We start from the raw sequence: 14597 nt of genomic DNA, 5'->3' as shown, positions 1-14597 counted from the left end.
AATAGTAAATACAATATTTAAATACAGTTATTGATTAATTCAAGATATATAGATTTTAAAACATGTCATGCTTACAGAGATTTATCTATTCAAATTTTCAACAATCCAAACTAACATTCAAAAAGAGGTGTACTTATGAATCAGTCATATTATAAAAAGTGGATTTCACAGGCACTTATCGTTATTTTATTACTTAGTTTTTTACCGGCAGTTGAGCAAGGTCGTGCACAAACATTGAATTTAGTAGATAACTCAGGCTTTGAACAAATGGGTGGCGGTACTGGGAATTGGGATGATTTAGCGACTAGTCCAATGAATTGGAAAGCATGGTTTAATGGTGCAAATTCTTTAGGGACGGCATCAACGACTGTTGTTCAAGATGTGTACCATTCTGGCAGCAGTGCTTTGAAAATATCTTCTGTAGGACATGATATTAGTAGTGATTATATCAGAGTAGCAGTGACACAACATGCTGTAGGCGTTGATGATCAAAAGCAATACAACTTAAGTGCATGGATGAAAACAGATCAAGTAATGGGTATAGATGCTAGTAAAGGTGCGATGTTCCGTGCTCAATTTAAAGATGGTGCGGGGACAAAAATTGCGAATTCTACCATTCCCGCTACGCAAGCTATATCTGGAACAACAGATTGGAAAAACTATAGTTTACAATTAGATCCTCCAGTTGGTACAGAACAGATTTTAGTAGAATTTTATTTGGATAGAGGGGTTGGAACGGTTTGGTTTGATGATATTGAACTCACTGAAATCGTTCGGATACCTATTCAGTCTATAGATATTGAATTAACAGATTTAGAAATAGTAGAGGGAGATACTAATTCTCTAAAATGGCATGTACAGCCTTTAGATACAACAGAAACGATGGTTTGGTCTTCATCAGATGATTCAATTGTTACCGTTGATGATACAGGTACAGTGACAGCAATGAATGCAGGGACTGCCTTAATAACAGCCTCCAATGAGAAAGGTGATATTCAAGATACAATACAGATTTCTGTGCTCCAAAATTTAAATGATGTCCTAAATGCAGGTTTTGAACAAATGGGAGGAGGCATTGGAAACTGGGATGCTGATTCGACAAGCGCAACGAACTGGAAAGCATGGTTTAATGGAGCGAATTCCTTAGGGACAGCATCAACTACAGTTGTTCAAGATGTGTATCATTCTGGAAATAGTTCTGTCAAAATATCATCGGTAGGAAATGATATCAACAATGACTATGTAAGAGTGGCGGTGACTCAACATGTATCAGGTATTGATGACAATGAAGCCTATCAATTAAGCGCATGGATCAAAACAGAAAATGTAGTTGGCAAGGGTGCTATGTTTCGTGCCCAATTCAAAGATGCAAACGGAGATAAAGTAGCGGATTCAGGTATACCATCCATTTTAAGTGTAACTGGGACGAACGATTGGCAGAAACATAATTTAATTTTAGATCCTCCACCTGGTACAGCACAAATCCTAGTTGAACTTTATTTGGATAAAGGAACCGGAACGGTATGGTTTGATGATGTATCTTTAATAAGCGGCTGGATTTCTATTACGAGTTTAGACATTGTTGAAGATGAATTAACGATCCAACAATTAGAAACAGAATCATTACAATTGAATGTACAACCAGTAGATGCTAAAGAAAACACCATTTGGATTTCTTCAGATGAATCTGTTGCAACTGTTGATCCTAATGGGGTAGTGACAGGAGTTAGAGAAGGAAAAGCGATCATTACTGCTTATGGTGAAGAATCAAGAATTTATGATACAGTTATCGTTCATGTCACTGACAATCCCAATGCTGATCCTGTTCAAATAGATACACTTCAATTAGATTCACAGATGAATATGTTTGAAGGTCGTTATCGATTGTTAAATCCTGTTGTTCAACCTCTAGGGGCGGATGTGTCCTCGCTTATTTGGACTTCATCTGATCCTTCTATAGCTACAGTTGAGAACGACTTAGTACATGCAATTCAGCCAGGAACAGTAGAAATTACAGTCCAAACAGAAGACGGTGTTCGTAGCGCAGTTAGTACAGTTACTATAGAGCCTTATATTTGGGATGAATTTGATGATTTGCGTATGAAATTAAAGGAACAAGTATTACAAACCTCTGCTTTAGATCCAAATGACCCTAGAATGAAAGACCTATTTAATGAAAAAATCTCAAGTGGCATCACGAATTGGGAGTCTATGAATAAAAATGAAAACACATCTTTTTTATGGTTGTATGATCCTCACACGTTATCACTATCAGAGGATATAACAACGAATTACAGCAAGCTCTATTCGATGGCTGAAGCGTTTTCTTATGAAGATTCAGAGGTTTATCAAAATAAACAGCTATTAAGTGACATCATGTCCGGTTTAGAATGGATGTATGATAATAAGTATAATGAAAATACTATAGTAACAGGAAATTGGTGGCACTATGAAAGAGGAGCTGCCAAACATTTAGTTAGAACAGTGATTCTCCTGCACGATTATTTAAAACAAGATCAAATAGACAAGTACATGGCAACGGTAGATAAATTTGCTCCAAATACACATGAGTTTTTCCGTTCTCATTCAAGTGGCGCTCCGCTGGATGCAAGCTTAGCGAATGTACTTACGAATAGTGTAACGGTAGCAGGTGCAGGAAGCATTGAGAAAAGTGTGTCAAAAATTGAAGGCGTTAGAGATGCCATCATTGACCATTTAGAATATGTAGACCATATCCCTGAAGTAAATGGATTTTATGAGGATGGATCGTTCATACAGCATGATGATATTCCGTACACAGGAACATATGGTATGGAAATCATCAGATTTACTCCAGAAATTTTAAGTTTATTGAATAATACTTCTTGGGAAGTAACAGGACCAGAAATACAAATCATTTATGAGGCAATAAGCAATGCATATGAGCCATTAATGTATAAAGGTGCCATGATGGACATGGTGAGAGGAAGGTCTATTGCAAAAAGTGGGTTACAAGATCATGATTCAGGTTATTATTTAACCAACTCACTCCTGCGTTATGCTGAGTTTGTAGATGAACCATATGCTACACAATTTAAAAGTTTGGCAAAATATTGGATTGAGCAAGATACGTATTTAAACTACGAACAATATATTTCAGATTTCAGTGACTTTAAGTTATATGATGATTTAATAGCAGATAATAGCATCCAACCTCGTGGAGAACTCGACTTGCATAAAACCTTCTCCGCTATGAATAGAGTCGTAAATCATAAAGAGGGTTATGCGTTTGGCATTAGTATGTACTCTGACCGTATACAAAACTTTGAATCTATTTTAGATGAAAATGTGAAAGGGTGGCATACAGGATCAGGGATGACCTATTTGTATAACAATGATTTGGGTCATTATAGCGATGGTTTTTGGCCAACTGTGGATCCTTATCGAATACCAGGAACAACAATAAATACGGTGAACATGCAAGATGGACTGGGTGAAGAAAGATCTCCTGAACCTTGGGTAGGCGGAGTCACATTCCAAGATGAATATGGAGCAACTGGAATGTCTTATCATGCATTGGATGTAAAAGCGAAAAAATCCTGGTTTATGTTTGATGATGAAATTGTAGCTGTTGGAGCTGGAATTACAAGTGGTGGATCCACTTCAGTAGAAACGATTGTTGAGAACCGTAAAATTCGTGATGATGGCACAAATGAAATTGTCATTAACGGGCAAATACAACCAGAACAATTAGGTTGGGAGCAAACCTTAGATCATGTGGAATGGGTGCATTTAGAAGGGAATGTAGAAGGTTCAGCTATTGGATACTACTTTCCAGAATTACCTAGTGTACAAGTGAAAAAAGAATCACGTACTGGAAGCTGGCAGGATATAAATGCAGGTGAAACGGATGATCCAGTTACAAGGTCCTATATGACAATGTGGTTTGATCATGGTATACAACCTCAAGATGATACGTATGCATACGTGTTGTTGCCAAATTACTCTACACAGGAAGTAGCTTCATACGCAACAAATCCAGATATTGAAGTCTTGCGTAATGATGCAGAGGTACAAGCGGTTCAAAATCATTCACTCGGTCTGCTCGGAGCTAACTTCTGGAACAATGGTGGGGAAACCGTTGGAGACTTGACCGTGTATCAGCAAGCTTCAGTGATGATGCAAGAGTTGAATGGTGAACTTGAAATTTCAGTGTCTGATCCAACACAGGTAGGTAGTGTTATTGAAATAGAAATTCAACAAAAGGGATTACAGCTTTTAGAGGCAGATAACAATATTACAGTAGAACATTTAGAGCCATTTATAAGGCTTACTGTGGATGTAACTGGTGCAGCAGGTGAAAGCTTTACAGCCAAGGTTAAACTTGATATGAGTGATCTAAGTGGTTTAAGTGAAGCAATTGATAACGCTGGGCAATTATTAATTAATCACAATGTTGGTTCTGGGGTAGGAGATGTCTCCGCCCCTGACCATGAGCTTCTGCAAGTGGAGCTGGATCATGCTCAGGTGATTTTAAATGATGGGGTAAATCAATCACAAGAAGTGATAAATGAAACGGAAGCAAATCTTCTATCAGCCATTGAAAGCTTTAAAGAAAACATTATACAAGCGGCTAATGATGTAAGTGAATTAATTGCAATCATAGATGAGGCGCAACAATTTCACGATCAAGCGGAAGAAGGAAATGCAGTGGGGCAATACCCTGAAGGAAGTAAGGAAATATTGCAAAATGTGATAAGTGAGGTTCAAATGTTGCTAAATGATGCAGCAAATCAGACACAAGCTGTAGTTGATCAATCTGTAGAAACACTTCATGAAGCATTACAAGCATTTAAAGCGTCTGTGAAAACTCCTAACAACGTTCAGTTTAATCCTAAAGCTAAAAAAGGTGAACTAGAGGGAACTACAAGAGTTGAAGCGGAAATAGACGAAAGTCTTTATCGTTTGGTCATTTTTATTTTTAATGAAGAAGATGAGACAAGTTTTGAGGTGGATCGAACGGTACTACCTGTTGGAGAAGGTGTAATTGATCCTTATACAATAGGGGAGGAGATTTTGATTCCCAACTATGTAAAAAATAAAACCTATCTAGGAGTTTACTTAGTAGATTCTAATGATCAAGTGATAGATTATAAACAGTTGAAGCTAACAAATGGAAAAATAAAGAGATAGAAGTATAGGTATAAGGGGTGTCATTACCCCTTATTATCTAATTAGTATTTAAGTAAATAATCAGATAGAATGAATAATGAATCTTAACCTCCCTCAAATATTTTAAAAGGGAAAAGGTTCATCAATCACCTTTACGGAATTTTTTTCTTAGAGAATCTATCTTGTATTAGCAAGTCAATGTGTCTATCGCTGCTTCCACTGCTTCCCCAATTAAAAATAGAGTAAAATGAGGGTCTTATTTCGAGATTTTTATGTTTTTCTAACAGAATAGAGCAAAATGAGGGTCTTATTCATAGTTTTTTCAAAGAGTAATGAGAAAATCAATAGAATAAGGGAACGAATTTCCTCTATTTTTATGCATTGTGATAAATTCTATAAATAGGGGAACGAAAGTTCCTTATTTCAATATTAATAGAAAATTATCATCCAACATTTATAAATTTTATATTATACTTACCTCCATGTTGTAAACTTCCTCCTTCAAGAGGGAGTTCACAACTTGAATTGCTTAATAAGGTCATCTATTTCAGTGGAAGATAAAAATGCTTAAGATCCTCTTTATAAAAAAATTCAGTGACAGTGTAACGATCATCAATAGGGGTAAATTGTTTTCCCCTTAAACTCACAAATGAAAACCCTTACAATTGTAAATATATTTGATTGATATAATAATTTTATAGATAGGAGAGGTGTTATGAAGAAAAATAAGAAATGATAATACCAACATTTGTAAGCGTTTTCAATTCATTTAATCTTATGCCAAAAAAATCTGAATCATATAAAATGCATAACACGTTACAGATTGAAGAAATGACAGGTAAGAAATAACTCAAAAAAGAGGTGGAAGCATGAAACATCAAAAATTAAACAAAGCGACATCATTCATGATTATTTTTACAATGTTGTTTAGTTTTATTCCTAGTTTTACAACTGAGATAACAAGTGAAGCTCAAACTTCAAATTTAATTATGAACGGGGATTTTGAAGCTATAATAGCGTCTGATGTTGATTCAGTTTGGGACAATTTTGAACCAGTAAGTGGTTGGGTGAAAACGTACGTTGATCCCAACAACTCAGAATTAATCCCAACCTTTGATGTTGTCCAAGATGATGCAGATCCTACAAATCATGTTTTAATGATCTCATCAGTAACTGCAGATCCTAGCGATTCTGAGGGCAATATTCGAGCGATGGTAACACAAGAACAAGTGCTGGTTTTTGGTTCTAACAAGTACAATTTAAATGCAAACATAAAAACGGATGTTACCTCAGGTAAAGGAGCATATATTCAAATTACTTATTATGATACTGTTGGGAATAAAATAAATGGTGCTGGTGTATCCACAAATAAGATCAATGATTTTATGGATTGGGGTAGTGTCCAGTTAGAATTATCCCCACCTGCAGAAGCGGCCAATTTAAAAATTCAATTAATAATGGATACAGGTATAGGAACCGTATGGTTCGATGATGTGGAATTAACCGAGGTTCAAGAAATATTTATTTCTAGTATTAACATTATAGAAGATACGATTTCGTTAAATGGCGGGGATTCTACTAATTTGTCAATGGAAGTACACCCAATGGATCATACTGAGGGTTTAAAATGGGAATCATTAAATCCTAGTGTAGCCACTGTAGATGCTAACGGAATTGTTACAGCAGTTGTTCCAGGAACAACGACAATTACAGCTTCCAATATGGATGGAACGATATCTGACACTGTAGCAGTTACTGTGAATGACCAAACTCCGGGTGATGGACAACCGACCTATGCCACGGAAGTAATAAATCAAGGATTTGAATTCACGTATACAGATGATGCAAATTCAGATTGGGATGGACTCATACCGGAAGATTGGCCTATTGTATGGACAGATAGAGGAGATCCTATTATTGAGATAGATCCAGCTCAAGCTCATAGTGGCAGCAAGGCTTTAAAAATATCTGCAGCTGGCGCAGTGTTTGAACCAGGAGAAACAGCTGTAAGAGGTACTGTGTCCCAAAAGGTTAGTGTGGATCCTACTAAAAAGTATGAAATTAATATCTGGGTGAAAACAGAAAATATATCAGGATCGGGTGCTTTTTTTCAAATTATATACTCCGATGCCAATGATCAGAAAATAACGGGTGAAACAGTCACTTCTCAAAAGATAAAAGCGGATACAGATTGGACTCTTTTACAATTAAATGTAGAAAGCCCTTTGGATGCTGCAATCATGCAGGTGCAATTAAATGCAGACTTAAGTACAGGAACCGTATGGTTTGATGACATTGAACTTATAGAAACCATTGAGATACAGAACATTGTTATGAATGAATCAACTATACAGATGGTATCTGGGGAAATGGCCACATTAAATGTGCAAGTGGATCCAATGGATGCTACGGAGTCCATCATCTGGGAATCATCACTTCCTAGTGTTGCTGTTGTTGATCATAATGGACATCTAACAGCCATCGGACCTGGAACTTCGAATATAACAGCCTCAAATACAGATGGAAGTATATCTGCATTTGTTGAAGTTCATGTAACTGGTGATCATACGATTCATACAGAAGTGTTGAACTCGGGATTTGAAATTACAGAACCTGCTTATGATTTATGGACGGATTTAGCAGCAGCGGATTGGCCATTATTATGGAAACCTGTAGGAAATCCAAGTATTAGTGTGACAGAAGATCAATTCCATAGTGGATCAAAATCTCTTCAAATCACCTCCATGGATAACGGACGGGCTTCTGTTACTCAAGTTGTACCGATTTCGGAATTGCAAAAACATACTTTATCAGCTTGGATCAAAACGGATAATGCTACAGGTGGAGCCTCTTACCGAGCTTTATATATAGATTCAAATGGGGATAAAGTAGGCGTTGCAACAAATACAGATAAATTTAAAGGAACAAATGATTGGAAGCAAGTCGTTTTAAATACCATACCTCCAGCTGGTGCAGTGGAAATGAAGGTTCAATTGTTTTTAGAAGAAGGAACTGGAAGCGTTTGGTTTGATGATATTAGTATACACTCCTATGATTTGAACCCTATTGAAGTAACACCAGCAAATTACTATTTAGGAGAAGGAGATACCACTCAGTTACAGGTTCATATTCGTCCTGATATTTCAGCACAAGATGTTTCTTGGAGTTCAAGTGAACCAAGTATTGCTACAGTAGATAACAATGGGTTAGTGGCAGGGTTAGATACTGGTACTGTAGAAATAAGTGCTGAAACAACCAACTTGGATGGGACTATATATACAGCCACTAGTATAATCACAGTGTATGGACCAGTTTTCATGTTTGAAACAGGTGAAGTCCCAACACAATTTGAAACCAATGACGCTTCCGAATTGACACTTAGCACAGAACATTTCAAGGATGGAACCTCTTCACTAAGATGGGATTACTCTGCTGGCTCACAAGTCATTCTATCTCACCCAACAGGATTTAGCGGCAAAGAAACAGATACTTTTGGCGTATGGATATACAATGAAAATCCGATTGAAGATGAACTTCTTTTTGAATTTGGACATAACGGTCAAGTGGATGCATCTTTCACCTTTGGTTTAGATTTTGAGGGCTGGAGAACCGCCTGGGTGCCTTATCATGATATGACGGGTAATCCTGTAGTTGAAATGGATCATTTAGTCATAAGTGCACCTAGCAGTTTAGGTCAAGGAACATTGTTTTTTGATCAATTTGTGATGAACGATCTTGTGGATACTAGATATCCAACTAGAGATATACAGGTTCCATTTGTAAACCCAGAACAAGACGAGCAGGATATGTATACTTGGAATGCTGTCGTTTTGTTTGATCAATGGCTGAAAGAAGCATCTAATGAAGTGATCATCCCAACACAAGCAGAATTGGATTCTCTTACTACTATTGCGGAAAACTATCGTAAGTATGTGATGGAAGATATGGAGAGAGTGGATGCTAGTTTAAAGGGCGAGGAACCGGTTATTGAAGGCATGGAGGAATTGCGTGCTGAATTCCAAACCTATGAAATTGTTCGGGAGAATGGAAGTATAAAAGGAAGACCTGTTAATTTTAAACACTTAAAAGATATTTATCCAAGCAGTATGCAAGAGGAAATGTTGGCAGTGGTTAACGCACTTGATTTAAGAGACTATACGGACTTCATGTTTAATGTCGCACAGTATTATCATATAACAACAGATCCAACTGAAAAAACAGAATTAAAAACGATGTTTATTGATCTTGCGGATCATTTCCGTGACCAAGGATGGGCATGGGGTAGCAGTCAGGGAATTCTACATCACATTGGATACAACAATCGTTCTCTTGCCCCAGCAATGTGGCTGATGAAGGATGAATTAGAGGAGGCTGGATTGCTTCCATGGGCTCAGGATATGATGGTTTGGTACAGTGGAGTTGGACGAATGTATGAGCCTGTGGATCGAATTTATGCCAATATAGATACGTTGAATACGTTACTGAGGAGTATGGTTGCCAGCATTTTAATCCTTGATGATGAAGAACGTCAAGTGCAATATATGCGTAGATTAACAGAATGGTTAAGTGAAGGTTTGACACCTGCTCCTGGTTTAATGCCGGCCTTTAAAGTCGATGGATCTGGATTTCATCATAAAGGATTTTATCCACATTATACTAGAGATGCTTTTATAGGGATGACACCTGTGGTTTATATGCTTGGAGGAACTGAATTTGGGATCTCAGAAGAGGCACATGAATCAGTTAAACATGCCTTGCTTGCCACTAGATTGTATTCAAATAAATATAATTGGTTAGTTAGTATTGCAGGGAGACATCCAACTGGAGTTTATGGAATTAGCAGTTTTCCGTTCAAATATATGGCTTTAGCTGGAACACCAGATGGATTAGAGGCGATTGATCCAGACATGGCTGCGGCTTATTTAAGATTAATAGAGCCTCTCAATTTTGACGATACAACACAATCCTTGCTTGATTTAGGTTATGAAGCAGAGCTTGATCCAAATGGAAGTTGGACCATGAATTACGGTGCACTGCAGCTTCATCGTAGGGATAACTGGTTAGTTGGGGTCAAAGGACATAATCGTTATGTATGGTCTACAGAAATCTATACGAATGCCAATTGGTATGGAAGATATATCTCATATGGACAGATTCAAATCCTAGGTCAAGGAGATCCCGTAAATAGTTATGATAGTGGTCATACAGATCTAGGTTATGATTGGAATCGTTGGTCGGGTACAACAACAATTCATTTACCTTTTGATGAGCTTAAAGCAAGTCAATTTTCTGAAAATATGTTAAATGATGAAACGTTTGCTGGTGGATTGAATATTGAAGGTGAAAATGGCATGTTTGCGATGAAGCTGCACGAGATACCTAGATATGACGAAAGCCATCGTGCAAGAAAATCCGTCTTTATGTTTGATGACCGAATCATTGCATTAGGATCAAATATTGAAAATACAGATGATGTACATTCAACAGAAACGACACTTTTCCAAAATCATATGAAAAGTCAAGATGAGCCAATATGGTTGAGTGATACAAAAGCAATCACAACCTTCCCATATGAGGATAACTTGTTATTAACCGAACCCATGTGGATGGTAGATAATAAGCAGAATGGATACTATATACCGGAAGATCAGAATGTTGGATTGCATCGAAAAACACAGAATTCTAAAGATCAAAAAGATGGAAGTGAGACTCAGGGTGATTTTACTACAGCATGGTTAGATCATGGAAAGGCTCCAACAGGTGAAGAGTATGAGTATGCAATCATCGTTGGTGCAGATGCCAATGAAATGCAGACATTTATAGAACAGATGAGTCAGGCACAAGATCAGCCATATGAAGTATTACAAAAGGATTATGACGCACATATAGTTAAGGATTTAGCAACAAGAATTACAGGTTATGCATTGTTTGAAGCAAATGATGCTATCCATGTTGGTCATGTAGCAGCTGTGGATACTCCTTCCATGGTGATGATTAGAGAAAATGGGAATCAATTAGTGCTTTCCGTTGTTGATCCTGATCTAAGGTTGTACGAGGGATTAGATCCTGATGTTTATGATGCAGATGGTAATTTTGTTGCAAAAGGCCCTTATGATCGTTGGTGGGAAGAAAATGAAAGCATCGTGCATACGATGCAGTTAACAATCGTTGGTGAATGGAATGTAAAGGAGCAGGGTGGAAACTATCGTATTGTATCAAACAATAATGGATTTACTGTCATCGAATTTGATAATCAACATGCAATGCCGATAGAAATTGAATTAATCCCAGTTAATGAAATAGTAGATACAACGGCTTTAAGTGAAGCTATAGAAGAAGCGGATCTATTGTTATTAAATCATGATATAGGCACAGGGGTAGGAGATGTCTCTGCCCCTGACCAAGAACTACTGCAAGTAGAACTAGCAAGTGCACAAGTTGTTTTAGATGATGCAGACAATTCATCACAAGAAGTGATTAATTCCACTGAATTGCAGCTTCGAACAGCCATAGATACTTTTGAAGCGAGCATTATTCAAGCTGCTGGAGATCTTAGTGAGTTGAGTTCGATCATCATTGAAGCACAATTATTCCATGATGAAGCTGAAGAAGGTCATGCAGCGGGCACCTATCCTATAGGGAGTAAACAAATATTGCAAGGGGAAATTCAATTAGTCCAAGGAATATTAGATGATGCTGTGAACCTTACGCAAGGAAATATTGATCAGGCAGTTTTGAGTTTGCAAGAAGCATTAGATCAATTTAAAGAGTTACTTAAAACTTCTAATGGGAATGGAAATGGAAATAACGGGAATGGAAATGGAAACAATGGAGATGGAAATAAAGGAAATAAACCAAATAAAAAAGATGACGAAAACTAGGACAAACAAATTTAATATCGTAAATATATTGAAGCTAAGGTATCGAAACAGAGTATCAAGCGAATAAAAGAGTTTCTTAATAAACGGATAAAGTGTGAAAAGTATATGATGAAAGAGGGGTGTGTCTATCTCACCTCTCTCTTTTTATTATTAAATAGGGGTAAAAAATTTTCGTCTTAAAAACATTTTTGAAAACCCTTACAATTTATAATAAAGAGCATTTTATCCGAGAATTTAAATTATGAAAAAGGTGAATTAAATGGACATAAATCAAGAAATTCCTTTGTGGGAACAAGGTAAGGTTCCTTTTTTAGATGGAGAGAGTAAAGAAATGCCTAAAATGATATTTTATCCAAGTAAGTCTAACCAACCAGCACCAGCGGTGTTAGCCATACCTGGAGGAGGATACAAGAACAAAACTGATGTTGGTGTAAGGATTGCAGAGTGGTTAACTCCATTAGGCATTCACGTATTTGTACTGGATTATCGAGTAGTTCCATATCGTCATCCTTGTCCGTTTATCGATGCGCAACGTGCAATAAGAACAATTCGATTAAGAGCAAAGGAATGGAACGTAATCCAAGAACAAATAGGTACAGCTGGTTTTTCAGCTGGAGGTCATTTGGCAGCTTCGTTAGGGGTTCACTTTAACCAAAACTTTTTTGACCCTCAGGATGAAATTGATCAGCAGAGCTGTCGCCCTGATTTTATGATTCTTGGTTATCCAGTGATTACATTTACAGAGATGGGGCACTATGGTTCAAGGACAAACTTGCTTGGAGCGGCTGGGACGGAATTTGAAAGGGACCATCATTCTTTAGAAAAACATGTGAGTAAAGATACGCCAAGAACCTTTATGTGGCATACTGCCGAGGATCATATCACTGTTGAAAATAGCTTGTATTTTTCACAAGCGTTAAGTACATACAATATTCCATTTGAACTGCATGTATTTCCGACGGGGAAACATGGTCTGAAATTAGCAGAGGATGAGCCACATGTGGGTCAATGGACAAAGTTATGCTACAGCTGGTTAAAACATGAGATCAAAGTTTTTCAATCATAAATATATAATTTCCAAAATAATGCTTCAATTGAGGTTAGTAGTGAAGTATTACCTTAACCAAAAAGGGGGATATAGGAATGCTACCATCAAATGCACGTTTAATTTATGATAATCCACTGCGATCTGACAATGATGTAGATGATTTCAGAATGGAAGGGGAAGCAAAAGTAACTTTTCCAGAGGGTAAAATGAGAATGGAAAATGTACTTGATCCAGCACTTGGCCAACAATCTAACTTTGTGTTCTGGTGTTCAGAAATATTTCCAGAGAATATTGCCGTATCATGGGAATTTAGACCCTTACGAGAGCCGGGGTTAGCCATATTGTTTTTTGGCGCAGCAGGAATGAAGGGTGAAGATTTGTTTGATCCAAAACTTAACGTAAGAGAAGGAATCTATAAACAATATCACCATGGAGACATCAATGCATATCATGTTGGTTACTTTAGAAGAAGATATGAAGTAGAGCGGCAGTTCCATACCTGCAATATGAGAAAGAGTTACGGTTTCAATCTTGTTTGCCAAGGAGCAGATCCTATACCAGATGTTGAAGATATACAAGAGCCATATCAAATTCTACTGACCAAGAAGAATGGGAATATCAAGTTTTTCATTAACGAACTCCCTATTTTTGATTGGCAGGATGACGGGGAAACGTGGGGACCTTTGATTGGAAGTGGGAGAATCGGATTTCGCCAAATGGCACCACTAATTGCTGAGTATGCAGATTTTAAAGTGTATGAATTGGAGTAGGGAGGAGAAAAGCTCATGTTACCTACAAATGCACGTTTAATTTATGAGAATCCACTTCAATCTGAAACTGATGTAGCTGGATTTAAAATGGAAGGGGAAGCACAAGTAACTTTTCCAGAAGGTAAAATGAGAATGGAAAATTTGCTTGATCCGTCATTGGGACAGGAATCGAATTTTGTTTATTGGTGTCCAGAGAGCTTTCCAGAAAACATAGCAATTTCTTGGGAGTTTAAACCGTTAAGAGAACCAGGGTTGGCTATTCTTTTTTTTGGAGCTGCAGGAATGAACGGTGAGGATTTGTTTGATTCAAAGCTAAAAGTAAGGAAAGGAATGTACAGACAATATCATCATGGAGACATTCATGCTTATCATGTTAGTTATTTTAGACGTAGATACAAAGATGTGGATCGAAAATTTCATACTTGCAATCTGCGAAAAAGTTATGGTTTCCACCTAGTTTGCCAAGGGGCTGATCCTATACCTAGTTGTGAAGATGTACAAGAACCGTATCAGCTTTTGTTATTGAAAAGGAATGGAAATATCAAATTTTATATAAATGAGCTGCTTATATTTGATTGGCAGGATGATGGGGAAACATGGGGACCTTTGATCAAGGGAGGTAGAATTGGATTCCGCCAAATGGCACCATTAATTGCAGAATATGCAGATTTTAAAGTGTATGAAATAGAGGGGTAAAAAATTTTCATCTTATAAACATGTATGAAACCCTTTACAATTTGAATAAAG

5 protein-coding genes are annotated in these 14597 nt (G+C 37.2%); all 5 read left to right on the top strand.

The features are described 5' to 3' along the window. Window positions 1–135 precede the first annotated feature (135 nt). The 5 genes from Q5Y73_RS11765 to Q5Y73_RS11745 all read left to right on the top strand — a co-directional run bounded on the left by Q5Y73_RS11765 (window position 136) and on the right by Q5Y73_RS11745 (window position 14546). Window positions 136–5172 (top strand): polysaccharide lyase family 8 super-sandwich domain-containing protein, encoded by a 5037-nt coding sequence (locus Q5Y73_RS11765; protein ID WP_305992091.1) that lies wholly within the window; start codon window positions 136–138, stop codon window positions 5170–5172. Between the two features lie 848 nt (window positions 5173–6020). Beyond that, window positions 6021–12032, top strand: coding sequence for a chondroitinase family polysaccharide lyase (locus Q5Y73_RS11760; protein WP_305992090.1), 6012 nt, complete (start codon window positions 6021–6023; stop codon window positions 12030–12032). A 259-nt stretch (window positions 12033–12291) separates the two neighbouring features. Then, the gene (locus tag Q5Y73_RS11755; RefSeq protein WP_305992089.1) at window positions 12292–13098 is read left to right on the top strand and encodes an alpha/beta hydrolase; all 807 of its coding nucleotides are present in this window, start codon (window positions 12292–12294) and stop codon (window positions 13096–13098) included. A gap of 77 nt (window positions 13099–13175) precedes the next feature. Beyond that, a complete protein-coding gene (locus Q5Y73_RS11750; RefSeq protein WP_305992088.1) occupies window positions 13176–13850 on the top strand; it encodes a DUF1961 family protein in 675 nt (224 codons plus the stop codon). 15 nt (window positions 13851–13865) lie between these two features. Next, the gene (locus tag Q5Y73_RS11745; RefSeq protein ID WP_305992087.1) at window positions 13866–14546 is read left to right on the top strand and encodes a DUF1961 family protein; all 681 of its coding nucleotides are present in this window, start codon (window positions 13866–13868) and stop codon (window positions 14544–14546) included. Window positions 14547–14597 lie beyond the last annotated feature (51 nt).

Source organism: Chengkuizengella axinellae (assembly GCF_030730905.1).
Classification (GTDB): Bacteria; Bacillota; Bacilli; order Paenibacillales; family KCTC-33759; genus Chengkuizengella; species Chengkuizengella axinellae.
This window is presented reverse-complemented; position numbering and strand designations above follow the sequence as displayed.